Here is a 25,498-nt window from a genome sequence, read left to right on the forward strand (position 1 = left end):
GGCCATACGGGCGTGGTCGCGTCTCGGTTCAGAAACGAACCGAACCTCTTGCCGTCTCGAACGTCTGGCGGAGCCAGGTTGCGCAGGAGGTGCAGGGTGGTCGTCGCTGGTCAGCTGGCAGGAATGGCCGAGCGGGTGCTGGGCGCGCCGTTGCCGATCGGAATTCGGGCGTGGGACGGGAGCGTGGCGGGGCCGCAGGACGGCACCGTGCTCGTGATCCGCGACCGCGACGCCCTCCGCCGGCTCGTCTGGAGCCCGAACGAGCTCGGTCTCGCGCGTGCGTACGTGAGCGGCGAGCTCGACGTCGAGGGTGATCTCGCGCTCGGCCTCGCCCAGATCTGGGGACTCGTGCGGCGCGGCGTCACCCGGCGCCCGCGGGTGGCGGAGGTCGTGAAACTTGCATTGCAACTGAAAGTGTTGGGCCGCAACCCCGATGCGCCGCGTGAGGAGGCGCGGTTGCGCGGCGCGCTGCACACCAAGGCGCGCGACCGGGACGCCATTTCGCACCACTACGATCTGAGCAACGCCTTCTACCAACTCGTGCTCGACCCGAGCATGGCCTACTCGTGCGGGTACTTCACGTCCTCATCGGACTCGTTGGCGCAGGCCCAGCACAACAAGCTCGACCTGGTGTGCCGCAAGCTCGACCTGCGACCGGGCCGGCGACTGCTGGACGTCGGCTGCGGCTGGGGCTCGATGATCATCCACGCCGCCCGCGACTACGGCGTGCACGCCGTCGGCGTCACGATCTCCGCGCAGCAGCGCGAGCACGTCCTCAAGCGGGCCGCCGCCGAGGGCCTGCAGGACCGCGTCGAGGTGCGGCTGCAGGACTACCGCGAGGTGCACGACGAACCGTTCGACGCGATCTCCACCATCGAGATGGGCGAACACGTCGGCGAACGCAACTACCCCACCTACGCCGCGACCCTGCACCGGTTGCTGAAACCCGAGGGACGCCTTCTGCTGCAACAGATGTCACGCGGCTCGAACGCACCGGGCGGCGGCGCGTTCATCGAGTCGTACGTCGCACCGGACATGCACATGCGTCCCGTCGGCCAGACCATCGGCTTCCTCGAAGGCGCGGGCCTGGAGATCCGCGACGTGCAGGCGTTGCGCGAGCACTACGTCTGGACCGTGCGGGCGTGGGCGCAGACACTGGAAGACCGGTGGGACGAGGTCGTCGCACTCGTCGGCGAGGGTCAGGCGCGCGTGTGGCGGCTGTACCTCGCGGGCGGCGCGCTGACGTTCGAGGAAGGACGGATGGGCGTGGACCAGATCCTCGCGGTGCGCCGAAGCGAGAACGGCCGCAGCGGCATGCCGCGCGTGCGTCGTGAGCTGGTGGCGCGATGAGCTACCTGATCACCCTGCTCGCCGTCTTCCTGCTGCTCAGCGGCCTGTTCGTGCTCGCGGACGCCCGCAGCCGCTACGACTTGATCGACTCCGCCTGGGGCCCGGGCTTCGCCGTGATCGCGCTGACCACCCTGCTGTTCGCGCAGGGCGAACCAACTCGCGCGTGGCTGGTCGCCGCGCTCACGACGATCTGGGGCGTACGCCTGGGAGTGCACATCTTCGTGCGCAACTCGGGCAAGGACGAAGACCCGCGCTACCAGGACATCCTGAGGCGTGCCAAGGGAAATCCGCGCCTGCGGATGTACCGCGTGTACCTGATCCAGGCCGCGCTGATGTGGATCGTCTCGCTGCCGGTGCAGGCCGCCGAGCATCTTTCGGCCCCGTTCGGAGTGCTAGATTGGGTGGGCACTGGCGTGTGGACGGTCGGCTTCCTCTTCGAGGCCGTTGGTGACTGGCAGCTCTCCCGGTTCCGGGCGGACCCGGCGAACAAGGGCGCCGTGATGGAACGCGGACTCTGGCGCTACACGAGGCATCCGAACTACTTCGGTGACGCCGTCGTGTGGTGGGGCCTGTACCTGTTCGCGCCGCACTCGTGGCTTGCCGCGCTCACCGTGGTCGGCCCGGTGATCATGACGCTGCTGCTCGCGAAGGGCACGGGCAAACCGTTGCTGGAGAAGGACATCGTGTCGCGGCGGCCTGGGTACGCCGAGTACGTGCGGCGGACGAGCGGGTTCGTGCCGCTGCCGCCGCGCGGTCGGGTGGGGTAGCGCGGATTCGGGTTGTGTCGCTGTTGCCGCGTGGTGGGGGTGGCGGGTTCGGGTTTGTGTCGCTGCCGCCGCGGAGCCGCGTGCGGTGGCGGGTTTGGGTTTGTGGCGTTGTTGCCGCGAAGCCGGGCGAGGTGGCGGGTTTGGGTTTGTGCCGCTGCCGCCGCAGAGCTGCGTGGGGTGGCGGGTTCGGGTTTGTGCCGCTGCCGCCGCAGAGCTGCGTGGGGTGGCGGGTTCGGGTTTGTGCCGCTGCCGCCGCGGGGACCGGGCGACATGGCGGGTTCGGGTTCGTGTCGCTGTTGCCGCGGGACCGCGAGCGGAGGCGAGTCCGGGCTCGCGGAGCCGCACCGGCGTCGGTCCGCGTGGGTGGCGTGCAGCCGCACCGCCCGCGTGCCACGGCACCCAGTTCCGTCGTCCGGGTGGTCGCGGCAGCCGTGCGATTACGGTGCGCGTCGCGGCCCCCCGCCTCCCATCGTCCGAGCGCGTCACAGCACCGGCGCCGCGTCACCCGAGCGCACGTCACAGCACCCGTGCCGCTCCCGCGCGCGGGTTAGTGTGGGCGGGTGGGCAACGACATCTCCTTCCCGCGCCAACAGGCGCGCACCCAGCGGTTCACCGTAGGCGCACCCAGGACCTTCGCGGTGTCGTCAGACGGGGCACGTGTCTTCTTCCTGCGTCCGGCCACGGCCACGGGCCGCGCGAACGGGCTCTGGGAGCTGGACACGGCCACCGGCGTCGAACGGCTGCTGGCCGACCCGGCACAGCTGCTGACTGATCCGGAGGACCTGCCGGCCGAGGAGAAGGCCCGCCGCGAGCGCACGCGGGAGTCAGGGGCGGGCATCGTCGGGTACGCGCTGTCGAAGGACGCGACGGTCGCGTCGTTCGCGCTGTCCGGGCGGCTGTTCGTGGCCGACCTGGTCAACGGTGCCGTGCGTGAGCTGCCGACCGAGGGCGGCGTCATCGACCCGCGCGTCGACCCGACGGGCAGTCGTGTGGCGTACGTCACGCGCGGCACGCTGAGGGTGGTCGAGCTGGACAGCGGCGACGACTACGCGGTCGCGGTGCCCGACGGCGAGGACGTGACGTTCGGGCTGGCCGAGTTCATCGCGGCCGAGGAGATGTCCCGCTTCCGCGGGTACTGGTGGGAGCCGAACGGCACCCGCCTCATCGCCGCGCGCGTGAACAACGCCCCGGTCCAGCGCTGGTACATCGCCGACCCGGCGAATCCCGGCACGGCCGCCACCGAGATCGCCTACCCGGCCGCGGGCACGGAGAACGCGACCGTGTCGCTGCACGTGGTGTCGCTGGACGGCACGTTCGTCCCCGTGCTGCTGGAGTTCGACTACCTCAACGACGTGCACTGGTCGTCCGGTGGCGCTCCGCTGATCACCACGCAGACCCGCGACCAGCGCACCCGCAGGATCTACTCGCTGGCGCCGGAGACCGGAGCCGTCTCCGAGCTCGTCACCGAGACGGACCCGGTGTGGATCGAGGTCACCGGCGGCGCCCCCGCGTGGACGCCGGACGGCCGGCTCGTGCGCATCGTCGGCCACAACGACGAGTACGCGCTGCAGGTCGGCGACGACATCCTCACCGAGGGCCTGCAGGTGCGTCGGGTCCTCGACATCGCCGACGACTCGATCCTGGTCGCCGCCTCGGCGGACGACCCGACCCAGACGCACGTCTACGAAGTCGGCGACACCGTCCACAAATTGTCCACTGAGGACGGTGTGCACACCGCGATTCGGGGCGGTGGAACGGTTGTGCTCGCTTCGGCCACTTTGGACCGCTTCGGCACCAAGGTGACCGTCGGCGACCACGAGATCGAGTCGTGGGCCGACACACCGGTCCTCAGGGCGGCTCCGCGCATGCTGACCCTGGGCGAACGCGGCCTCCGCGCCGCCCTCCTGCTCCCGCGGGACCACCAGCCGGGCACCAAGCTGCCGGTCCTCATGGACCCGTACGGCGGCCCGCACGCGCAGCGGGTCGTCTCGTCCCAGAACGCCTTCCTGGCCTCCCAGTGGCTGGCGGACCAGGGGTTCGCGGTGATCGTCGCGGACGGTCGCGGCACGCCGGGACGTGGTCTGGCCTGGGAGCGCGCGATCGCCTTCGACTTCGCCGGTGCCACCCTCGAGGACCAGGTCGACGCCCTGCACGCCGCGGCGGCCGTCGAGCCCGACCTCGACCTCACCCGTGTGGCGATCCGCGGCTGGTCGTACGGTGGCTACCTGAGTGCGTTGGCCGTCCTGCGCCGTCCGGACGTCTTCCACGCGGGCATCGCCGGCGCCCCGGTCACCGACTGGCGCCTCTACGACACCCACTACACCGAGCGCTACCTCGGCCACCCGGACGACAGGCCCGAGGTCTACGACTCGAACTCCCTCATCGCCGACGCGGACAAGCTCTCCCGCCCGTTGATGATCATCCACGGCCTGGCCGACGACAACGTGGTGGCCGCGCACACCCTGCGGCTCTCCAGTGCCCTGCTGGCGGCGGGCCGGCCGCACACCGTGCTGCCGCTCTCGGGCGTCACGCACATGACCCCGCAGGAACAGGTCGCCGAGAACCTGCTGCTCCTGCAGGTCGACTTCCTCAAGCAGTCCCTGGCCTGAGAGGCCGGAAGTGGCGGTTCAGGCGTGATCGTCGAGTACCGGGTCCTCGGCCCGCTGGAGGTGGTGGCCGACGGCACCGTGGTCCCGGTGCCCGCAGGACGGTGCCGGGTGCTGCTGGCCACGTTGTTGTTGCGCCCCAACCGCAACGTCTCGGTGGACGAGCTGGTCGACCGACTGTGGGACAGCGAGCCGCCGTCGCTCGACCGTGCCCGCAAGACGCTGCAGATGGTTGTGATGAGGCTGCGGCAGGCTCTGGGCGAGGCGAACTGCGTGCGCAACGTGCGCGGCGGCGGCTATCTGGCTGAGCTCGAGCCGTGTCAGCTGGATCTGCTGACGTTCCGGGAGTTGGCGAGTGCGGGCGACGTGGCCGCGGCGGTCGGCTTGTGGCGTGGTCCGATGCTCTCCGACGTCGCGTCCGATGCGCTGCATCAGCACGACGTACCGCCGGTGACCGAGGAATGGTTGCTCGCGCTGGAACAGCGCATCGACGCCGATCTCGCGTCCGGCCGGGCGGGCGAGCTGGTGGCCGAACTGCGCTCCCTCACGGGGCAGCATCCGTTCCGGGAGAGGTTCTGGGGTCAGCTGATGCTGGCGCTCACCCGGTCCGGGCAGCAGGCGCAGGCTTTGTTCGCCTACGAGCGGTACCGGGTGCAGCTCGCGGACGAGCTTGGGGTCGACCCCGGTGATGAGCTCAAAGCCGTGCACCAGCAGGTGCTTTCCGGTTTCGCGACGGTGCCTGGCCCGATACCGCGTCAGCTGCCGGCCGCGACGCCGCGGTTCGTCGGGCGGTCAGCGGAGCTGCGGGACATCACCGAACTGATCGGGTCCGACGCGGTGACGATCGCCGCGATCACCGGCACGGCAGGCGTCGGCAAGACGACCCTGGCCGTGCACTGGGCTCGCGGCGCCGCCGACCGCTTCCCGGGCGGTCAGCTCCACGTGAACCTACGCGGATTCGACCACCACCGCGAACCCGCGGCGCCGGGCGACGTGCTCACCCGGTTCCTCGACGCGCTCGGCGTCGCGGCGGAGAGCATCCCCGCCGATCTCGAAGCCCGGTCCGCGCTGTATCGCAGTCTCGTCGCGGACCGCCGCATGCTGGTGCTGCTGGACAACGCCCGAGACGTCGAGCAGGTCCGGCCGTTGCTGCCGGGACCGGGCCCGTCGCTGGTGCTGGTCACGAGCCGCTCGCGCCTCACCGGCCTGATCGTGAACGAGGGTGCGCAGCATCTGGCGTTGGACGTGCTCCTGCCCGACGAGGCCCAAGCGCTGCTGGTCAGCAGGATCGGCGCGGCACGGGCTGCTGGTGCCGACGAACTCATCAGGTGGTGCGGCGGCCTGCCGCTGGCGCTCGCGATCGTTGCCGCCCGCATCGTGCAGGAGCCCGGTCTGTCGTTGCCGGCGTTGGTCGCGGAACTGGCGGATGAGCGAACCCGGCTCGACACGCTGAACACCGGTGACGAGGCCACCAGCGTGCGGGCGGTTTTCCAGTGGTCGTACCAGCAGCTCAGTCCCGCGGCCGCGCGGATGTTCCGGTTGATCGGCGTCCATCCCGGACCCGACATCACGGTGCCCGCCGCGGCGAGCCTCGCCGGCCTCTCCCTCGGCGAGGCGCGGGAGTGCGTGCGCGAGCTGGTGCGGGCGAGCTTGCTGGCCGAGCACGTGGCCGGGCGGTTCACGTGTCACGACCTGTTACGGGTCTACGCGGCGGACCGGGCGTCAGCGGAGGAGACGGCCGAGGCTCGTGCGGCGGCGACGGAGCGGGCGTTCGACCACTACCTCCACACGCTGATCGCTGTCGATGCGATGCATCACGAGAGGTTCCGCCTGCTCGAGGACGTGCCGGTGGTGGCGTCCGGCACAGTTCCGGAGATCCTCGAGGGCCGCGATGCGATCGAGGCGTGGTTTCGCGCGGAAAGTGCCGTGCTGCGCGCGGTGATCGCGCAGAGCGATGAGCTCGGGTGGGAACGCCACACCTGGCAGTTCGTGTGGTTCGTCTTCGACGTGATCGACTGGACCAGTCCGTGGCAGGAATGGTTGTGGATCTTCGACAAGGGACGCGGCGCTGCGGGCAGGCTCGGCGAGCGGCGGCACGTGGCGAGGTTGCTGTACCTCGAGGGGATGGCGCTGGGCAGGATCGGCAGATTTGGGGACTGCCGGGAACTGCTGGAGCGCAGCGATCACGCCTACGCGGAGATCGGTGACGTGCCCGGCCGGGTGCGAGCCCAGACCAATCGCGCGTGGTCATTCATGATGATGGGGCAGGCACACGAGGCATTGCAGGCCGCCGAAGCCACGCTGGAGTTGCAGCGCGGTTGTCCCGGCGTGACGGGCCCTGCGATCGGCCTCGTGATCCACCAGATCGTGGAAGCACTGGTCGTGTTGGGGAAGTTCGAGCAGGCGTACGAGCGCTGTCTCGAGTGGGAAGCCGCGAACTCCGGCGGCGCCACCCCGTATTTCGCGGGGCTGCAGGCTCAGGCGACGGCGAACGTGCTGGTGAAACTGGGCCGGTACGACGAGGCGGCGGAGGCCGCGCACCGGTCGCTCGGCCTGTTGGCGCCGATCGGATCGGCGGGCGACCTCGCCCACTCGCACCTGCTGCTCGGGGACGCCCACCACGGCCTCGGCGACCAGGAGGAGGCGCGCCGCTGGTGGTCGAAGACCCTCGCGGCCTTCGAGTACCACCAGAACCCGCGGGCGGACGACATCCGGGCGAAGATCGCGGCGCTCGGCTGAACGGAAAAGGGCGCCTCCGCGAACGGGAAGCGCCCTTCTCGAAGCCGAACTCAGGCCAGCGAGTGCCGCACCCGGTAGGGCGGGATGCTGTTGCCCACGAGCGCCAGGTCGTCGATCGACTCCGGCTGGTAGCCGGCCGTCTTCAACCGCTCGACCATCAGCGCGGTCGGGTCCTCGACGACGTCCGCGCGGCCGAACAGGTAGGCCCACTCGTGCTCGTCGGAGCCGTAGTACGCCACCGTGTCGAACACCTCGTTGAACCGCTGCCAGGAGCGGATCAGCGTGGTGTTGCGCCACATCGTCTGGCAGCCGGACTGGTTGACGACGACGCCGCCCGGACGCAGCAGCGCCTTGCACATGCGCAGGAAGTCGGCGCCGTACAAGCGGTTGTGCTGCGCCTCCTCCTCACGCTCGTCGGGCAGGTCCACCAGCACGATGTCGTACTTCTCCGACGTCGTGCGGATGTACTCGAACCCGTCGATGTACTGCACGCGGATCGCGCCCTCACCCTTCTCGGCGAGAGCGAGCTCCTCCAGCGTGTACCCGTACGGCAGGTGCTCGGCGCACAGCTTGACCGCCTGCTCGTCGATGTCGATGTGGTCGACGACCGACGCACCGTGCTCAACGGCCATCTGGCACACGACACCCTCGGAGGAGCCGATGACCAGCACCCGCTCGACCTGGTCGGCCAGCAGCAGCGCCGGCACCATCAGGGCCTCGTGGTAGGTCAGCTGGCTGAACTCCGTCGACTGGCGGTCGTTGTCGCAGAACAGCGACACGCCCTGGGCCGTGCGGGCGATCACCAGGTGCTGGAAGTCGGTCTTGGTGTCGACCAGCACCTCGTCCACGCGCCAGTGGCGGGTCATGCCCTCGGCGAGCGGCTCGTTGATGGTGTTCACGCGGCGTGCTCCTTGATGCCACGAGTGACGACGTCCGTGCTCACGTGAGCAGCGCCCAGTGCGTCAGCGAGTAGCTGGACGGCGAGCGCGGGTTTCGCACGAGTACCGCAGGTGAAGACGTCGACGAACACCGAGCCCACTTCGGGGTAGGTGTGGATCGAGGCATGGGATTCCGACAGCAAAGCCAGCACGGTGACCCCCTGAGGTTCGAACTTCTTGGAGATCACCTCCAGCACCGTTGCGTCGGCCTGCGTGAGAACCTCACCAAGGGCGTGCTTCAGGAACTGCTCGTCGTCGAGCAGATCGGCACTCACACCCGAGAGCTCTGCAAGTACGTGCTGTCCCGCGAACAAACCGACGGTCTCCTCGGTCTGACAGGGCGCTTCGGACATCAATCACTCCAAACTATGTGAATTGCAAACGGACTCAGACGCAGTACGTGGCCAGCGGCGGGAAGCCGTTGAAGCACACGGACGAATAGGAGGAGGTGTAGGCGCCCGCGTGGAGGATGTCCACGTGGTCACCGGCCGCGAGCTCCAGCGGCAGGTCGTAGCGGGTGTGCTGGTAGATCACGTCGTCCGCGTCGCACGTCGGACCGGCCAGCACGACGGGGCCGACCGGGCCGCCGTCACGCGAGGTCCGCAACGCGTAGGCGATCGCTTCGCCCTCGGTCTCGGCGAGCCCCTGATAACGGCCGATGTCGAGGTACACCCAGCGGCGTTCGTCCGAATAGGACTTCCGCGACACCAGCACGACGGACGAGCGGATCATCCCGGCCTCCGCGGAGATCGCTCGGCCGGGCTCGATCATCACCCGCGGCCGCACATCACCGAAGTGTCGTGCCACGGAAGCCTCGATGGCAGAGGCGAAGGACTCAAGTGACGGCGTGTCCTGCTGGTACACCGCGGGAAGGCCGCCGCCCAGGTTCACCGTGGTGGTCTCGATGCCCTCGGCGCGCAGCTTCGACGCGATCAGGGCGGCGTCGGCGATGCCGGAGTCCCAGCCGGCCACGGACAGCTGCTGCGAACCGGCGTGGAACGCGACGCCGAGAGGAACGAGGCCCAGCTCGTGCGCCAGCCGCAAGAGATCCGTCGCCATCTCGGGATCGCAACCGAACTTGTTGCCGAACGGGTAGGTGGAACCCTTGCTGTGGACAAGAATCCGCACCAGCACGGACGAACCGGGCGCGTGCTCGGCGATGAACCGCACGTCCTGCTCGCTGTCCGACACGAACAGCCGCACGCCGCGCGAGTGCGCGTACGCGATGTCAGCGGCCTTCTTGATGGGGTTGCTGTACGAGATCGACGACGGTGCGGCGCCGCGCGCCAGGCACAGGTCGATCTCCGCGGGCGACGCCACGTCGAACTGCGAACCCTGTTCGACGAGCGTGCCGACCACGTCCGGTTCGGGGTTGGACTTGACGGCGTAGAAGATGTCGACGGACGGCAGTGCCGCGTGAATCGCCTGGTAGCGCGCGCGGATCGTCTCGAGGTCGATCACCAGACACGGTGTCGACGGGTTCTCCTGGTCCAGGAAACGCCGAATACGAGCCTCTGCCTCGTAACGCCGGTCAACGGCGAAGCTCTCGGTCATTTCCCCAGGGTTCCCCCTTCATCCGCCTCGCGGTCCGTACGCGGGCACGGCCGTCCACTCTACGGCCTGCACACCGCAAATGCGCAATCCAGTCCGGCCGAGTGTGACTTAGCCAGCAGTGCGGAGCTCGATCATCGTGATGTCGGGAGGTGCGCCCACGCGCACCGGCGGACCCCAGAAACCCGCGCCACGACTGACGTAGAGCCACGTGTCGTCCACCTTCGACAGCCCCGCGACACTGGGTTGCTGCACCGGCACAACGAAGTTGAACGGCACCATCTGTCCACCGTGTGTATGACCGGACAACTGGAGGTCGACGCCGTGTGAAGACGCGTCGCCCACCTGCACCGGCTGGTGCGCCAGCAGGACGAGCGGGTTCTTCCGGTCGCGGCCCGCGAGAGCGCGTTCCAGGTCCGGTCCGTCACCGTAGGACTTCCCGGTCACGTCGTTGACGCCCACGAGCTCGATGCCACCGGCAACGGTCAAACCCTCGTTGCGCAAGGGGTTCACGCCGAGCCGATCGAGCTCGGAGATCCACTGCTCGTGGCCGGAGAAGTACTCGTGGTTGCCGGTCACGAAGAAGCTGCCGTGCCTGGACACCAGGTCCCGCAACGGCGCGGCGGCCTCACCGAGCTCGGCCACCGTGCCGTCCACCAGGTCGCCGACGATCGCGACGAGGTCGGCCTCCTGCTCGTTGATCATCCGCACGATCCGCTCGGTGTGCGAACGCCCGAGCAGCGGCCCGAGGTGGATGTCGCTCACGACCGCGATCCGGAAGCCCGACAGGGACTTCTGGAGCTTGTCCAGCGTCACCGGCACGGTCAGCAGCTGCGGCGCGCCCAACGCCTGCGTCATGCCGTAGCCGACCACGCTTCCCGCCGCGATGCCCGAGCCGATGGCGACCGAGCGCGAGATGAACAGCCGTCGGGACGGGTCGGGCACGACCTCGACCGGCTCGGCACCCGCGGCGACAGGTGTGAGGGTCGCTCGCTTCAGCAGGACCCGGCGCGGCACCTCCGCGATGCCGAGCACGATGGCCAGGTAGAACAGCAGCGCGAGCCACACGAACCCCGGCCAGGCGAGGAACTTCCCGACCTCCGGCGGCACCCGTCGAGTCACCACCAAGGTGCTCATCAGCAGCGCGAACGCGCCGATGACGGCCACCGTGCCGATGCGACGGCCGAGCGTGCGCGGACGTGTCGTGTCCACGACCAGACGGCGCCACAGGTACAGGTGACCCAGAGCGACCGGGACTCCGAGGATCAACAGGAAGATCACGACATCAGTATGCTTTTCGCTCCCGATGCAACCCGGCGGGCCCCACGTGGCGTGACTAGCCCGGTACCGCAGGTGGGGAGGATCGGATGAGTGAACGGGACGCCGCGTTCCAGGAGTACTTCGCGGCCCGTTCCGACGCCATGCGCGGCACGGCATATCTGCTGTGCGGCGACTGGCATCGCGCGGAAGACCTCGTGCAACAGACGTTCACGAAGATCTATCTCGCGTGGCGTCGGATACAGCGGCACGAGGCCATGGACGCCTACACCAGGCAGACCCTGGTGCGGACGTACCTGTCCGAGCGGCGGCGCGGGTGGTTCCGGTTCGAGTCGGTGAGCGACGAGCTCACGGACGCGGCGGCTCCTCCCGGCACCTACCCGGAGGAACGGATGGTGTTGCTGGAGGCGCTGGCGAAGGTGCCTCCGAAGCAGCGTGCGTGCCTCGTCCTGCGGTACTGGGAGGACCTGTCGGTCGAACAGACGGCAGCCGTCCTCGGGTGTTCGGAAGGAACGGTGAAGAGCCAGGCCGCGCGGGGGCTGCAGACGCTGCGCGGTCTGCTCATCGGTCAGGAGAGGGTTCGATGAACGAACAGGACCTCAAAAGGGCTTTCGAGGACGTGGTGGTGGCGAGCAGCCCGCCGCCGTCGATGGATCCCGGCCGGGCGCTCGACGTGGCGCGCAGGGCCAGGTCGAGGCGGCGGTCGTCGATCGTCGGCGCTCTGGTCGCGGTGCTCGTGGTCGGGGTCGGCCTCGGGTCGGCGTTCGCGCTGAACCCGAAGGCCGCGAAGGACTACATGACGGGCGCCGGGCCGAGCAGCAGCAGTTCGTGGCCGGGTCAGTGGCCGGACGGGCAGACCGACCGCACCGCCGGGAACGGGCCGCAGGCGGATCGGGCGAACAAGCTGCTCGAGGAGCTCAAGGGCGTGGTGCCGGCCGGGTACGACGCTCCGCGGCTCAAGTACCAGGACCCCCGGTACAGCGGGGGTGACATGCAGCGGGCCCAGGGGCAGGTGGCGTCCGACCGCGGTGAGACCCCCGAGGTCTGGGAGTACACGGCCGAGACACCGGTGCGCAAGGACGGCAAGGTGGGCTGGCTGCTCGTCGAGTCGTCCACGCCCAACCCCAGGCTGCCGGCGGAGCCGTGCGAGCTGGCCAGGACGTTCTGGGGCATGGGTGGTCAGTGCCAGGTGTTCGCGATCAAGGGGCTCAGGGTCGGTGTCGTGCAGCGCAACACGAGCGGTCGTGACCAGTTCGACAAGTGGGCCACCTACCGGGCCCAGGACGGTCAGATCGTGACGATCGCGCAGGACGACAAGTACCTGGGCGGTGGCTATCCGGAGCTCGACGTGCCGGTGTTCACCGAACAGCAGCTGGCCGAGCTGGCGACGGACCCGCGGTTCCGGGTCGGCGGCTGAGCCAGGCCGCAGCGCGGAGGGCGGTCACGTTTTGTGGCCGCCCTCTCGTCATTGGTCCGATCGGGTGTTTTGCCAGGTAAAGTGCTGTCCTGGCATGCGGACACTCCTCATCGACAACTACGACTCGTTCACGTTCAACCTCTTTCAGCACCTCGCCGAGGTGAACGGCGTCGAGCCCGTGGTCGTCCACAACGACGACCCGCGCTTCCGGCTGGCCTCGCTGCGTTCGTTCGACAACGTGGTGATCTCGCCGGGACCCGGCCGGCCGGGCAACCCCGCCGACTTCGGCATCTGCCGCGCGGTGATCGACCACGCCGACCTCCCGTTGCTCGGTGTGTGCCTGGGCCATCAGGGCTTATGTCTCTCGTACGGCGCTGTGGTCGGTCCTGCGCCTGTACCGCGCCATGGGATCGTTTCCCCGGTTACACACACGGGCGTTGACGTGTTCGCGGGGCTGCCGTCGCCATTGGACGTCGTGCGCTACCACTCGTTGGCGGTCACGGAGCTGCCTTCTTCTTTGGAGGCCATCGCGTGGAGCGACGACTCCGTGCTGATGGGTGTGCGCGCTCTCGACCGGCCGGCGTGGGGCGTGCAGTTCCACCCGGAGTCGATCTGCACCGAGTTCGGCCGCGAGCTGCTCGCGAACTTCGGCGCGCTCACCCCGACCCGCACGGCCGCCGTGCCCGAACCGGTGCTGGTTCGCCCAACGCCTCAGAAGCGCCGTGTGCACGTCCGGCGCCTCGACCTGGCCGTGGACGCGGAGGAAGCGTTCGCGGCCCTTCACGGGACGTCTGAGGCCGCGTTCTGGCTGGACAGCGGCTCCGGCGCGCGGTTCTCGTTCATGGGGGACGCGTCCGGGCCGCTCGCGCGTGTCGCCCAGTACTCCGTGCCCGATCAGGTGCTCACGGTTGACGGCGTGCCTCTGCCCTGCCCGTCGTTCTTCGCCTGGCTGGACGACGACATCGCGGCGTGGACTGTCGAACAGCCCGATGTGCCATTCGACTTCGCACTCGGATGGGTCGGATACCTCGGCTACGAGCTGAAGGCGGAGTGCGGCGGCGACTTCGCCCATCGCGCGGAACAGCCTGACGCGTCGTTCGTGTTCGCGGACCGTGCCGTGGTCATCGATCATGTTGATGAGTGCGTCTATTTGCTGTCGTTGAGCGATGACGGGTGGTTCGGCGAGGTTTCGGCCGTTCTGGCGGATCTGGGGCCGTTGGGGGAGCCTTCCCGGCCGGTCGTATCGGACGTGACCTTGCGGCATCCGCGCGCGCACTACCTCAAGCTGATCGGCGCGTGCCAGGAAGCGATCACCGCGGGGGAGACGTACGAGGCCTGTCTGACCAACATGATGTCGTGGCGCGCCGCGCTCGACCCGTGGGACACCTATCGGCTGCTTCGTGCCGCAAATCCCGTTCCGTTCGGCGCGTTGCTGCGTTTCGGTGAGCTGTCCGTGCTCAGCACGTCACCCGAACGATTTATCCAAGTCAACCGACATGGTGTCGTCGAGTCATCGCCGATCAAGGGCACACGCCCGCGAGGCGTTGATGCGTCGGACGACGAGATGTTGCGCACAACGTTGGCCCGTTCGGTCAAGGACCGGGCGGAGAACCTGATGATCGTGGACCTCGTCCGCAACGATCTCGGCACGTGCGCGGAAGTGGGTTCGGTCGAGGTGACGCGCTTGTTCGACGTCGAGACCTACGCGACCGTACACCAATTGGTGAGCACCGTGCGGGCACGCCTTCGGCCGGACAGTTCTGCCGTCCGATGTGTTCGAGCAGCGTTTCCCGGTGGTTCGATGACCGGAGCCCCGAAGATCCGGACCATGCAGATCCTTGATGGGTTGGAAGCCGGTCCACGCGGGGTGTACTCCGGAGCGCTCGGTTACTTCTCGCTCAACGGAGCCGCCGACTTCAGCATCGTCATCCGAACGCTCGTCGCGAACGGTGACCAGGTCAGTTTCGGGGTCGGCGGAGCTGTCATCTCGCTGTCGGACCCCGACGAGGAATTCGAGGAGACGGCGGTCAAGGCGACTGCGGTGTCACGCCTGTTCGGAGCGCACTTTCCCGGTCGTTGATCCCACGTTCCGGGCATGGTGTGAACGAACCGGACTGTGTTTGATCCTGATGGGTTTGACCTCGGGTTAACACGTCGGCCGGCGACCCGGCCGACGTGTGGAAACCTCGCGTGTCGGCGCAGGTCAGGAGGCGTGCGCTTCCTGGAACTGCACAACCAGGTTCTGCGGAATGCGACCGCGGTCCGAGATCTGGTGCCCCTGCGCGCGAGCCCAGTCACGAATGCGCTGCGCCTCAGCCTTGTCGCTGGCCTTCACCGTGGACTTGCCGGTGCCCTTGCGCTGCTTGCGGCCACCCGCACGGCGAGCCTTGGCGACGAAGTCCGCCAGCGACTCGCGAAGCCGCTCCGCATTTCCCTTCGACAGGTCGATGGCGTACTCGACACCGTCAAGTGCGAAGGTCACGGTCTCGTCGGCTTCTCCGCCGTCGAGGTCGTCGATGAGTTGGACGACGGTCTGCTGTGCCACTGTTCCTCCGTTGGGTACTCACATAGCACGCGGATCCTCGACGTAACCACGTGCTCCGACAACACCATAGTCCACACGAGGAAAAACGGCGAACCTTTCGCCGCTAAAATGTGACCCAACCGCCCGGTCGGGGCATTTACCGGGTAAACCACACGGGTGTTACGGGTCCAAAATGTGGTGCTAGTCGTCTCACTTCGGCCTGTTGCTGGGCTTGCCGGACGCTTCGCCATTCCCGCTGACGGAGCAGCGTTGCACATAACGCACCCCCATCCGGTGCAGGTATCCTCGACATACCCGCCAGGGGTAGGGAAGGTCAGGAGCGATGCACGGGTACACCGCGGACAAGGACGCATACCTCAAGCGACTGCGCCGCATCGAGGGACAGATCCGCGGCCTGCAGCGCATGGTCGAGAACGACGAATACTGCATCGACGTCCTCACCCAGATCGCCGCCGCCACGAAGGCACTCCAGGCCGTGTCACTGGGCTTGCTCGACGAGCACCTGAAGCATTGTGTGGCCCAAGCGGCCGCAGAAGGCGGCCCGGTCGCCGAGGAGAAGCTCGCCGAGGCCTCAGCGGCCATCGGACGGCTCGTGAAGTCCTGAGGCCCGGTGCCAAACCGCTTGGCGTGATCCGCTACAGTTCACCCTGCTACGCCCCCGTAGCCCAATCGGCAGAGGCAGCGGACTCAAAATCCGTCCAGTGTGCGTTCGAGTCGCACCGGGGGCACGGACTTCGGGCGAGGTATGTCTGCGGAAAGCGCAGACCTTACCTCGCCCGTGGTGTTTTCTGGGGGCCGAGCCCTCAGACTCCCAGCCGGGGCTGCGCCCCGGACCCCCGTGAGTCTCGCTTCGCTCGACCTCGGGGTACCACGGTCGGGCTTACGCTGTCGTGCGGCTCTGCTCCTGGCCCTTGGCGCCGAGGGGACCATCGCCGACGGACATCGTGACGCCTGGCTCGGCGGCTTGCGGATCGACGATCGTGACGATATCGACGTGCCCACAACGGCTTCTCGTCCGTGAGGATTGCGATCAAGCGCGGTGTGGAGGCGAAATGAGGCGGAGGAACGTCATGACCGACTACGGCCGAATTGACGAGCTGCGCCTCTTCCACCTGGAGGACAGTTGGGTGCTGGACGTCATGGCCCGGCCGGGAGTGCTCGCGATCTCCATTGAGGTCGTGCTGCGGCCTGACGCTCTTGTTACCGCCGTGGCGAGCTCAGGTTCGAAGGGGTGTCGGCCCTTCATTGGACCGGGCAGGGGCTGCCACCCGCGCGAGACGCGTCGGGAGAACTTGACCGCGGAGGCGTCGACTCGTTCGAACTGGATGATGGGTCGTACTGCATCAGGGGAGACTTCGGTGAGATCTCGGTGCAAGCTCGTTCCTCGCGCATGATGCTCTTTCCCGGCTAGGAGTGCAGGCCGGCAGGGTCGTGATGCGCTTCTGCTCATCGCTCGCGTTGACCAGGTGCTCGCGGTGCTGGCCGCGCACGGGGTGCGCGGCTGAGGCCCACGGCCACGAAGGCGGCGGTGGCGGCGAGGGTCACCGCGGCTGCGCGCCAGTGGTCGGTTGGCGTGGAAGTGCCTGCCACCAAGGACAACGCTGATCCGGGCAGGTCTGGTGGCAGGTGGTCGCCGAGAGTGCGCACGCTGGAAAGCAGCGGTAGCACGAGGAGCAGCAGTGCGGTGGAGGCGAAGCCGGCGGGGACGGCGGTTCGGGTGAACGAGGCGATCGCCAGGGTCAGCGCTACGGCGAAAGCCAGGTACAGCATCGTGAACGTTGCGGTGGCGAGCATCGCGAGGACGCCGGGCGCGCCGAGCAGCACCGCGGTCTCGTACCAGGCGCCCAGGAGGCCCGCGAGGTAGCAGGCCCAGGCCGCCAGTGCGGTCACGACCAGGCCGGGCAGGACGTGGTCGCGGCGGCGGGTGATCCTGGTGCGCAGGAACACCTCCGCCTTGCCGCGGAACGCCGCTGCGGCGATGAAGGCCAGCAGGACGACGCCCAGTTGCTGGACGTTCTTCTGGTACGAGGCGATGCCGTCGGCCGGGGTCGGGGTGGGTGCCACGATCTTGATGCCACCCGGTGCGCTGGACGCCAGCACGTCGGCCAGGTAACGGGTCAGCAGCGGGGATCCCAAGCCGAACACCACGAACACCGCGGCCAGTGCGAGCAGCCGCCGGGTGCGGGACAGGCGCAGCCATTCCAGGCGCCACAGGCTCATCGGGGTGAACCATCCACTTCGGACAGCAGTGAGTCGAAGACGTCTTCCAGGCCGCGGTCGCGCGGTTTCAGGGACACCAGGCGGAAATCGGTGAGCACTCGCGCGAGACCCGTGTGGCCCGCTGAGGGGGTCACCGCCGTGACACTCACCCTGGTCTGCCCGGTCGCCGCGGCGCGTTCCACCCACGGCAGCGCGGTCAGCTCGCCGGCCAATCGCGGGGCATCGTCGACGACGTCGATGTCCCACGTACGTTCCGCTGAGGCGTTGAGGATGTCGGCGGTCGCGCCTTGTGCCACCACGACACCGTTGCGCAGCACCGCTATTCGGTCGCACACGCGTTCCACGTCGGCGAGGACGTGGCTGGAGAACACGGTGGTCATCTCGCCGCGCAGGCTCTGCACCAGGTCCAGCATCATCGCGCGGCCGTCCGGGTCTAGACCGGACGTCGGTTCGTCCAGCAGCACGAGTGGGCGGCCCGCGGTCAGGGCGGCACCGACGCCGAGGCGCTGGCGCATGCCCCGTGAGAAGCCGCCGACCCTGCGGCGGGCGGAGTTGGTCAGGCCGACCTTCGCGAGGACCTCGTCGCGCAACGAACGCGCGGCCGCGGGTGGCAGTTCCGGGCGGGTGAGGTGGATGCCCAGGTCGAGCACCTCCTCGGCGGTGAGCCACGGTTCGAAGTCCGGCACGTCGGTGCACAACGCGACCTCGGCCGAACCGAAGCCGATCTCGCCCGAGTCCGGTGTGGACAACCCGGCCAGCATCGACAGCAACGTCGTCTTGCCGGCACCGTTGGGGCCGACCAGCCCGAACACCGAGCCGGTGGGGATCTCCAGGTCGACGCCGAGCACGCCGACACCGCCGAAGTCCTTGCGCAGGCCCGTCGCGGTGTAGGCGTCAGCGGTCACGGGGCACCCTGCCCAGCACCAGGTAGAGGATGCCGCCCATGGGGATCGAGGCCAGGCAGATCAGCAGCCACGCCCACTTCGGCAGGTGCTTCGTCCGGTCGGCTTTGAGCACGTCGACCACGCAGTAGGCCGCGAAGCCGACGAAGATGATGACCACCGGCACCAGTGCCGCGATCAGCGAGTTGTGATCCACGATTCTCCATCCTGTCAGCTGACGGGCGTCCGCGGGGCCGAGTGCCGTCCTGGTTGCCCCGATCTGGTTCACCGAGGACGGCCGCACAGGGCCCTTTCGCGTAGTTGATCAACGCCGAACAGCGGAGTGGAGGCCGCTCGCGGAGCGCTACGGTCGTCAAAGTTTCAACGACTGCAGCGGGAGCTCCTGGTGGTGCGGAAGTCCTTGTCGTTTCTCATGGTTCTGCTCGCCTGCGCGTGCACGACCGGGAGTCCTGCACCGGTAACCCCTGTGCCGTCGAGGCCGCCGACGTTGATCACCGCCGCGCGGGACGACGTGCCGTCGTACGTGCGGAAGGTGATTGACGGGAGGACGGTCGAACTGGATGGCGGCCGGCGCGTCCAGATCTCGCTGCTGGCGCAGCCCGCGGAGTGCTGGGCCGCTGCCGCGAGCGAGTTCGCGAGGAAGACCTTGCTGGAACGGCCGGTGTACGTGACGTCCCTGGTTCCCGACGAGGTGAACCTGGAACTCGCCGACGGCACCGACTACGCGCTTCTCGCCGTGAGCGAGGGCGTGCTGCGCGCGCAGGGTGCTGCCGGTGCGATCGCCGAAGCGGAAGCCCTCGCGGCACGGGAGGACCGCGGCCTGTGGGGGTTGCCCTGCAACGGCTTGGACAGCACGACGACGACAACCACGCCGCCGACTCCTGTCCAGCCGCCGGTCACGACTACAACAACAACGCCTCCGCCACCTCCTCCGCCTCCCTGCACCGTCACCTACCGGATCGGCGGGCAGTGGCCGGGCGGGTTCCAGGCGGACGTCGTCATCAGGAACACCGGCGACGACGCGATCGACGGCTGGACGCTGGAGTGGTCGTTCAGCGACGGGCAGAGGGTGGAACACATGTGGAACGCGTCCTCGTCGCAGCGGGGTGCGGCCGTCCGTGCGACCAATGTCGACTACACGACGACGATCGAGCCGGGTGATGAGGTGACCGTCGGGTTCCTCGGGAGCATGCGCGGCCGGAACACCGCTCCGTCGTCGTTCACGCTCAACGGGACGGCCTGTGCGACGCAGTGACCCTGCTGTGGGCTGATCTGCCCACAGCAGAGAAAACGGCGGACCTGCCGGACAGACCGGCATCGTCGGTGCCATGACGAACAACGAGAGGCTCTTCAGCCCAGGGCTGCGGGAACGGTTCTTCGCTCAGCGGGTGCTGATTCTCGACGGCGCGCTCGACGACGACAACGGGACGGTGCTGGCGACCCAGATGCTGTCGCTGGCGAGCGAGGACCCGCGGCAGGACATCGCGCTGTGGATCCACTCGCCGGGTGGTTCGGTGCCCGCGATGCTCGCGATCCGGGACGTGATGCGGCTGGTGCCGTGCGACGTCGCGACGCTGGCGCTGGGACTGGCGTGCAGCGCCGGGCAGTTCCTGCTTTCCGCCGGCAGCAAGGGGAAGCGGTTCGCGTTGCCGCACGCGCGAATCCTCATGCACCAGGGGAGCGCGGGCATCGGTGGCTCCGCGGTGGAGGTCGAGGTGCAGGCGGACGACCTGCGGCACACCAGGGACACCGTGCTCGGGCTGATCGCCGACGACACCGGTCAGCCGTTCGACCGGATCTTCACGGACTCGTTGCACGACAGGTGGTTCACCACCGCGCAGGCGCTGGAGTACGGGTTCATCGACCACGTCGTCAGCGACCTCGGGCAGGTCGTGCCCGTGCGCACGCATCAGCTGGGACTGCACGCGGGAGCTGTCGCATGAGCACCTACACGATTCCCAACGTCATCACGCGGGACGCGCGCGGCGAGCGGATCATGGACGTCTACTCGCACCTGCTGAGCTCGCGGATCGTCTACCTGGGCACCGGGATCGACTCCGGGGTCGCCAACGCGTTGATCGCGCAGTTGCTGCACCTGGAGTCCGACAACCCGGACCTGGAGATCAACCTCTACATCAACTGCGAGGGCGGTGATCCCTCGGCGATGCTCGCGCTCTACGACACCATGCGGTACATCAAGGCGCCGGTGGCGACGACGTGCGTGGGCCAGGCCGTCGCGGCCGGGGCGGTGCTGCTGGCCGCGGGGGCGGAGGGACGGCGGGCCGTGTTGCCGCACAGCAGGGTCGTGCTGCACCAGCCCGCGGCGCAGGGGCGTGGCGCGATCCCCGACCTGATCCTCGCGGCGGACGAGGTGGTCAGGGTGCGCACGCAGCTGGAGGAGATCCTGTCCCGGCACACCGGCCGGAGCGTGGCCGAACTGCGCCACGACACCGACCGGGACCGCGTGTTCGACGCGGCGGGCGCCGTCGCGTACGGGCTCGCGGACCAGATGCTGGAGCAGCGTTAGGCGACCGCCATGAGCACCGGGCCGGACGGGCGGCCGATGGGCCGCGAGGTGTGGAAGTGCTGAGTGCTCTGGAAGAGACGGACCTGGCCGGCGACACCGATCAGCAGGTCGGCCAGGTCGATGCCCAGCGCGCCGGTGACCGCCGCGATCATCTCGCTGGACGGTTCCTTGCGGCCGCGTTCGATCTCGGACAGGTACTGCACCGAGATGCCCGCGCGTTCGGCCACGTCGACCAGTCGGTCGCCGCGCGCCTCCCTGGTCTCGCGCAGCTTGCGGCCCAGGGCCTCACGCCACAGCGGTTCGGGTGCGCGCTTGAAGTCCAGGATCTCCGCCATGTCGTCATGGTGACAGCACCGGGACCACCGCAAACCACGGTTCTGCTGTCAGCAGAAAGACCGCTACCCGGTGACCCGAGCGTCCCAGTCGATGCGGTAGTTCTGCTCCTTGGTGAACGCCTTGGCCCCGAAGGTCTTCATCACCAACGGCATCAGCAGCCGGGTGATCGGGCCGATTCCGCGTTTGTTGCTGTTGGTGCGGGCCGCGCGTGCCGCGATCCGTTCGACCCTCGGCCTGCGCAGCCGCTCGTAGGTGGCGAAGGCCGTGGGGATGTCCGGGATGTCGCGCAGGCACCTGGCCAGTTGCACGGCCGACTCCGCGGCCAGTGAGGCGCCCTGACCGGAGCTGGCGCTGGGAGCGTGGGCGGAGTCGCCGACCAGGACCATGCGGTCGCGGTACCAGCGCGGCACGCTCGGCATGATCTCCAGCGGACCGGCGGCCACGACCTCCTCGCTGTGCGCCAGCAGTTGTTTCGCGGGTATGTCGTCGCCGTACGCCTCGCGGAGGCGTTCGAGCCACGGTACGGTGGTCTGCTCGTCCGGATCGTCCACCGCGAGGTTGTTGAACCAGGCGATGGTGCCGTCGGGCTGTTCCCAGTAGCCGAGGAACGAGCTGCCGAACACGAAGTACATCGTCTCCGGATCGCCGTGCACACCGCTGTTCTCGGCGTACGAGCCCATGCCCAGCAGACCCACGTACTCCGGTTGCGGTGCTTCGGGATCGATGATCGTCCGCACCGTCGACCGGATGCCGTCGGCGCCGATCAGCACGTCACCGTGCTCGGTGCTGCCGTCGGAGAACGTTGCGGTGACGCCGTTCTCGCTGCGCACGCCGACCAGGCGCTTGCCGTGCTCCACTTTGATCCGTTGCGCGACGCTCAGCTCGCGCAGCCGTTGGTACAGCTCGGATCGCGGCGCCACTCGGCTCATCTCGCCGCTGATGCGGCCCAGCGTTCGGCCCTGGGCGTCGGCCATCACCATGTGGCGCAACGGTTCGCCGAAGTCCGGTTCGAGTCCGACGATCTTCAGTGCGGCGAGTCCGTTCGGTGCCACGGAGAGCATGCCCCCGACACCGTCCGCGGTCGTGTCGTACGCCTCGAACACGACCGAGTCGATGCCCGCCTTCTGCAGGGCGAGCGCGGTGACAGGACCCGCGATCCCGCCGCCGATGATCAGTGCTTTCACTGTTCCCCTCCGAAGTGTTGCCGCCAGGCGTCCTGGTACTCGGCCTTCGCCATTTCCCCCGTGAGCTTCTCGACCAGCCGCAGTTCGGCCTCCAGCAAGGCGATCCGGTACTCCTCCTCGACGAGGAAGATCCACTCGACTCCGTCGGCGGACGCCTTGTCGATCATCGTGCGGGAAGCGCCGATCTTCGTCGTGAGCGCGCCGGCCCTGGTGCTGAGCAGTTCCACGGCCTCCACCGGGTCCAGTACCGAGATCAACGACAGCGCCACGCCGAACTGCGGGTACTCGTGCACCGGGTCGCGGACGAGCTCGCGCATCCAGTCGTGCAGCTCGTCGCGCCCGGCATCGGTCAGCTCGTAGATCGTGCGTTCGGGCCGCTGGGTGTCCTTGACGGTCTCCTGCTCGGCGACGAACCCGGCCTTCCGCAGCTGCTCGACGACCATGTAAAGCGAACCGCGGTTGAACTTGATGTCCCGGTCCTTGCCCATGTCCTTGAGCTGTTTGCCCAGCTCGTACGGGTGCATCGGCCGCATCACGAGAAACGCCAGCACCGCCAGCGCCAGCGGGTTCGACACCTTGCGCCGAGACATCGGTCCTCCTTGGTCGATCTCAACTATCCGACTCTAACTAGTTGATGTCAACTATACCGTGAATTGGTCTATACCTCGTATTGACCGGGAACTTTCCCGGTTCCAGACTTGAGACACAGGCCGCCTCCCTGCACAGGAGGTTCGGCGTGTCCAGAACCCTCTCCAGCAAGGTCCTCCCCCTGATGGCGGCGCTCGCCACGGTCGCAGGTCTCGTCCTCGTCGCGACGGTCGGCCCGGCGCCGTCGCAGGCCGCGGGCAACGAGGACTGCCGCCCGGACGGCCTCTACCGCACGCCCGGCGTCGACACCCCGTACTGCACGGTCTACGACACCAGCGGCCGCGAGAAGATGGGTGACAAGACCCGGCGGGTGATCGGCTACTTCACCAGCTGGCGCACCGGCAAGGACGGCTCGCCCGCGTACCTGCCGAGCAACATCCCGTGGAGCAAGGTCACCCACATCAACTACGCGTTCGCGCACATCGGCGCGGACAACAGGATCTCGGTCGGCGACAACAACGCGAACAACTCGTCGATCGGCATGGAGTGGCCGGGTGTGCCCGGCGCGGAGATGGACCCGGCGTTGTCCTACAAGGGCAACTTCAACCTGCTGACCAAGTACAAGAAGCAGAACCCGAACGTGAAGACGCTGATCTCGATCGGCGGCTGGGCGGAGACCGGTGGCATTCTCAACGCCGACGGCTCGCGCAGCGCCACGGGCGGCTTCTACAAACTCGCCCAGTCGCAGGCGTCGATCGACACGTTCGCCGACTCGGTCGTGGCTTTCCTCAGGCAGTACGGGTTCAACGGCGCGGACATCGACTACGAGTACGCCACGTCGAACAACTACGCCGGCAACCCGGACGACTTCTGGATCTCCAACGCCAACCGCGGCACGTTGTGGACCGGCTACGAGAACCTGATGAGGACGTTGCGCGACAGGCTCGACCGGGCCGGCGCCGCCGACGGCAGGCACTACCTGCTGACCGCGGCGGTGCCCGCGTCCGGCTGGTTGCTGCGCGGCCAGGAGGTCTACGGCGTCACCCGGTACCTCGACTACGCCAACGTGATGAGCTACGACCTGCACGGCGCGTGGAATCACTTCGTCGGCCCCAACGCGGCGTTGTACGACAACGGTCAGGACGCGGAGCTGGCGCACTGGCAGGTGTACACGACCCCGCAGTACGACGGGCAGGGCTACCTCAACACCGACTGGGCCTACCACTACTTCCGCGGCGCGATGCAGGCCGGCCGGATCAACCTCGGTGTCGGCTTCTACACACGTGGCTGGCGCGGCGTCACCGGTGGCACGAACGGGTTGTGGGGCACCGCGGCCCTGCCCGACCAGACGAAGTGCCCGCCGGGAACGGGTGGCACCGTGGGGTCGACCGTCCCCTGTGGCAACGGTGCCATCGGCATCGACAACCTGTGGCACGACGTGCTCAACGGCGCCGAGGTGCCGGCCGGCGTGAACCCCGTGTGGCACGCCATGAACCTGCAGAACGGCATCACGCCCGACTACCTCGCCAAGTACGGCCTCGACCCGGTGAACGACCCGAACGACCGGATCACCGGCACCTACACCCGCAACTACAACAGCACGATGGTCACCCCGTGGCTGTGGAACAGCTCGAAGGGCGTCTTCCTGTCCACTGAGGACGACGTGTCGATCGCGGCCAAGACCGGCTACGTCAACAGCAAGGGCCTCGGCGGCGTCATGATCTGGGAGCTGGCCGGCGACTACGCCTACGACAGCGCCAAGTCGCAGTACTACATCGGTGACACGCTGCTCACGAAGATCAACGACGGGTTGCGCGGCGCGGCACCGTACGGCAACACCAAGGCCGGCCGCACCATGCCGGCCAACGTGCTGAACGCCGGCGTCACCCTGAGCGGGTTCGCGTTGGGCGACAACAACTACCCGATCAACCCGACCATGCGGATCACCAACAGCTCGACCACGACCATCCCCGGTGGCACGCGCATCGAGTTCGACTACGGCACGAGCGCGCCGGGCAGCATGACCGACCAGTCCGGGTTCGGGCTGTCCGTGGCGACGAAGGGCCACAGCGGCAACAACATCGGCGGTCTGCGCGGCGACTTCCAGCACGTCGTCGTGACGCTGCCTTCGTGGCAGACCATCGCGCCGAACGCGTCGGTGGACGTCCGGCTGAACTACTACATGCCTATCTCGTCGCCGTCGAACTTCACGTTCACGTTCGGTGGCAACAGTTACGTCATTTCGGGTGACCTGCCGCGTGGTGGTGGCACACCGCCTACGTCAACCACCACAACCACCACCACGACAAGCACCACAACTACGACGACCACGACGAACCCAGGCGGCAGTGCGTGGGCTCCCAACACCTACTACGCGACGGGTGCGCTGGTGACTTACGGCGGCATGACCTACCGCTGCCGTCAGGCGCACACCTCGCTGACGGGCTGGGAGCCACCGAACGTGCCGGCGCTGTGGGAACGGGTCTGACGTTCCGCTCTTCGGGTCCATCGGGCCGAGCGGCCCGTCGCAGGGAGAGCCCCCTTGTTAGC

General features: G+C 68.2%; 23 protein-coding genes and 1 tRNA gene. 13 read left to right on the top strand and 11 right to left on the bottom strand.

All coding sequences use genetic code 11. The features are described from left to right. The first annotated feature begins 123 nt into the window (after positions 1–123). The 4 genes from ACWEIJ_RS18635 to ACWEIJ_RS18650 all read left to right on the top strand — a co-directional run bounded on the left by ACWEIJ_RS18635 (position 124) and on the right by ACWEIJ_RS18650 (position 7,462). A complete protein-coding gene (locus ACWEIJ_RS18635; RefSeq protein WP_449838622.1) occupies positions 124–1,350 on the top strand; it encodes a class I SAM-dependent methyltransferase in 1,227 nt (408 codons plus the stop codon). Then, complete coding sequence (locus ACWEIJ_RS18640; protein WP_449838409.1) at positions 1,347–2,117, top strand: DUF1295 domain-containing protein; 771 nt, start codon at positions 1,347–1,349, stop codon at positions 2,115–2,117. The genes ACWEIJ_RS18635 and ACWEIJ_RS18640 overlap by 4 nt, the downstream gene beginning before the upstream one ends. 560 nt (positions 2,118–2,677) lie before the next feature. Next, positions 2,678–4,726 (top strand): prolyl oligopeptidase family serine peptidase, encoded by a 2,049-nt coding sequence (locus ACWEIJ_RS18645; protein WP_449838410.1) that lies wholly within the window; start codon positions 2,678–2,680, stop codon positions 4,724–4,726. A gap of 24 nt (positions 4,727–4,750) precedes the next feature. Beyond that, positions 4,751–7,462, top strand: a complete 2,712-nt coding sequence (locus tag ACWEIJ_RS18650; RefSeq protein WP_449838411.1) for a BTAD domain-containing putative transcriptional regulator — start codon at positions 4,751–4,753, stop codon at positions 7,460–7,462. A gap of 50 nt (positions 7,463–7,512) precedes the next feature. Here ACWEIJ_RS18650 and ACWEIJ_RS18655 read toward each other — a convergent pair whose 3' ends face one another. The 4 genes from ACWEIJ_RS18655 to ACWEIJ_RS18670 form a co-directional block, all read right to left on the bottom strand. After that, a complete protein-coding gene (locus tag ACWEIJ_RS18655) occupies positions 7,513–8,328 on the bottom strand; it encodes a spermidine synthase (protein WP_449838623.1) in 816 nt (271 codons plus the stop codon). Between the two features lie 29 nt (positions 8,329–8,357). Next, positions 8,358–8,753, bottom strand: a complete 396-nt coding sequence (gene speD / locus ACWEIJ_RS18660; protein ID WP_449838412.1) for an adenosylmethionine decarboxylase — start codon at positions 8,751–8,753, stop codon at positions 8,358–8,360. Between the two features lie 34 nt (positions 8,754–8,787). Continuing rightward, positions 8,788–9,954, bottom strand: a complete 1,167-nt coding sequence (locus tag ACWEIJ_RS18665) for a type III PLP-dependent enzyme (protein WP_449838413.1) — start codon at positions 9,952–9,954, stop codon at positions 8,788–8,790. Positions 9,955–10,062: 108 nt separating this feature from the next. Continuing rightward, complete coding sequence (locus tag ACWEIJ_RS18670) at positions 10,063–11,232, bottom strand: metallophosphoesterase (protein ID WP_449838414.1); 1,170 nt, start codon at positions 11,230–11,232, stop codon at positions 10,063–10,065. 86 nt (positions 11,233–11,318) lie between these two features. On the opposite strand from ACWEIJ_RS18670, the gene ACWEIJ_RS18675 reads away from it, so the two are divergent. From ACWEIJ_RS18675 to pabB, 3 genes are all read left to right on the top strand, one after another. After that, complete coding sequence (locus ACWEIJ_RS18675) at positions 11,319–11,816, top strand: SigE family RNA polymerase sigma factor (RefSeq protein WP_449838415.1); 498 nt, start codon at positions 11,319–11,321, stop codon at positions 11,814–11,816. Beyond that, complete coding sequence (locus ACWEIJ_RS18680; protein ID WP_449838416.1) at positions 11,813–12,646, top strand: hypothetical protein; 834 nt, start codon at positions 11,813–11,815, stop codon at positions 12,644–12,646. Before ACWEIJ_RS18675 ends, ACWEIJ_RS18680 begins: the two co-directional genes overlap by 4 nt. 94 nt (positions 12,647–12,740) lie before the next feature. Next, entirely contained in the window at positions 12,741–14,726 is a 1,986-nt protein-coding gene (gene pabB, locus ACWEIJ_RS18685; RefSeq protein ID WP_449838417.1) for an aminodeoxychorismate synthase component I, read from the top strand. A 123-nt stretch (positions 14,727–14,849) separates the two neighbouring features. Here pabB and ACWEIJ_RS18690 read toward each other — a convergent pair whose 3' ends face one another. Continuing rightward, the gene (locus ACWEIJ_RS18690) at positions 14,850–15,191 is read right to left on the bottom strand and encodes a histone-like nucleoid-structuring protein Lsr2 (protein WP_030466676.1); all 342 of its coding nucleotides are present in this window, start codon (positions 15,189–15,191) and stop codon (positions 14,850–14,852) included. A gap of 322 nt (positions 15,192–15,513) precedes the next feature. Between ACWEIJ_RS18690 and ACWEIJ_RS18695 the strand changes: the two genes are divergently transcribed. Then, positions 15,514–15,795, top strand: a complete 282-nt coding sequence (locus tag ACWEIJ_RS18695) for a metal-sensitive transcriptional regulator (RefSeq protein WP_109633365.1) — start codon at positions 15,514–15,516, stop codon at positions 15,793–15,795. 50 nt (positions 15,796–15,845) lie between these two features. After that, positions 15,846–15,919, top strand: a tRNA-Leu gene (locus ACWEIJ_RS18700). A 718-nt stretch (positions 15,920–16,637) separates the two neighbouring features. Here the strand turns inward: ACWEIJ_RS18700 and ACWEIJ_RS18705 are convergent. The 3 genes from ACWEIJ_RS18705 to ACWEIJ_RS18715 are packed head-to-tail and all read right to left on the bottom strand — an operon-like array spanning position 16,638 to position 18,509. After that, on the bottom strand, positions 16,638–17,411 hold the full coding sequence (locus ACWEIJ_RS18705; RefSeq protein WP_449838418.1) for a hypothetical protein: 774 nt from the start codon (positions 17,409–17,411) through the stop codon (positions 16,638–16,640). After that, positions 17,408–18,316, bottom strand: coding sequence for an ABC transporter ATP-binding protein (locus ACWEIJ_RS18710; RefSeq protein WP_449838419.1), 909 nt, complete (start codon positions 18,314–18,316; stop codon positions 17,408–17,410). Before ACWEIJ_RS18710 ends, ACWEIJ_RS18705 begins: the two co-directional genes overlap by 4 nt. Then, positions 18,306–18,509: a PLDc N-terminal domain-containing protein gene (locus ACWEIJ_RS18715; protein WP_449838420.1), complete on the bottom strand. Its 204-nt coding sequence runs from the start codon at positions 18,507–18,509 to the stop codon at positions 18,306–18,308. The genes ACWEIJ_RS18710 and ACWEIJ_RS18715 overlap by 11 nt, the downstream gene beginning before the upstream one ends. 270 nt (positions 18,510–18,779) lie before the next feature. On the opposite strand from ACWEIJ_RS18715, the gene ACWEIJ_RS18720 reads away from it, so the two are divergent. The 3 genes from ACWEIJ_RS18720 to ACWEIJ_RS18730 all read left to right on the top strand — a co-directional run bounded on the left by ACWEIJ_RS18720 (position 18,780) and on the right by ACWEIJ_RS18730 (position 20,840). Next, complete coding sequence (locus tag ACWEIJ_RS18720; protein WP_449838421.1) at positions 18,780–19,568, top strand: cellulose binding domain-containing protein; 789 nt, start codon at positions 18,780–18,782, stop codon at positions 19,566–19,568. A gap of 73 nt (positions 19,569–19,641) precedes the next feature. Beyond that, positions 19,642–20,256: a ClpP family protease gene (locus ACWEIJ_RS18725; RefSeq protein ID WP_449838422.1), complete on the top strand. Its 615-nt coding sequence runs from the start codon at positions 19,642–19,644 to the stop codon at positions 20,254–20,256. Further along, positions 20,253–20,840 carry a ClpP family protease gene (locus ACWEIJ_RS18730; RefSeq protein ID WP_449838423.1) on the top strand — a complete coding sequence of 196 codons (588 nt, stop codon included), beginning with the start codon at positions 20,253–20,255 and terminating at the stop codon, positions 20,838–20,840. The genes ACWEIJ_RS18725 and ACWEIJ_RS18730 overlap by 4 nt, the downstream gene beginning before the upstream one ends. Here the strand turns inward: ACWEIJ_RS18730 and ACWEIJ_RS18735 are convergent. From ACWEIJ_RS18735 to ACWEIJ_RS18745, 3 genes are all read right to left on the bottom strand, one after another. Next, complete coding sequence (locus ACWEIJ_RS18735; protein ID WP_355436006.1) at positions 20,837–21,175, bottom strand: helix-turn-helix domain-containing protein; 339 nt, start codon at positions 21,173–21,175, stop codon at positions 20,837–20,839. The genes ACWEIJ_RS18730 and ACWEIJ_RS18735 overlap by 4 nt on opposite strands. A 63-nt stretch (positions 21,176–21,238) precedes the next feature. Next, entirely contained in the window at positions 21,239–22,360 is a 1,122-nt protein-coding gene (locus tag ACWEIJ_RS18740; protein ID WP_449838424.1) for an FAD-dependent oxidoreductase, read from the bottom strand. Then, the gene (locus ACWEIJ_RS18745; protein WP_449838425.1) at positions 22,357–22,950 is read right to left on the bottom strand and encodes a PadR family transcriptional regulator; all 594 of its coding nucleotides are present in this window, start codon (positions 22,948–22,950) and stop codon (positions 22,357–22,359) included. The genes ACWEIJ_RS18740 and ACWEIJ_RS18745 overlap by 4 nt, the downstream gene beginning before the upstream one ends. A 182-nt stretch (positions 22,951–23,132) precedes the next feature. Between ACWEIJ_RS18745 and ACWEIJ_RS18750 the strand changes: the two genes are divergently transcribed. Further along, on the top strand, positions 23,133–25,436 hold the full coding sequence (locus tag ACWEIJ_RS18750) for a chitinase C-terminal domain-containing protein (protein ID WP_449838624.1): 2,304 nt from the start codon (positions 23,133–23,135) through the stop codon (positions 25,434–25,436). Positions 25,437–25,498 lie beyond the last annotated feature (62 nt).

It is taken from the genome of Lentzea sp. NPDC004789 (genome assembly GCF_053601075.1).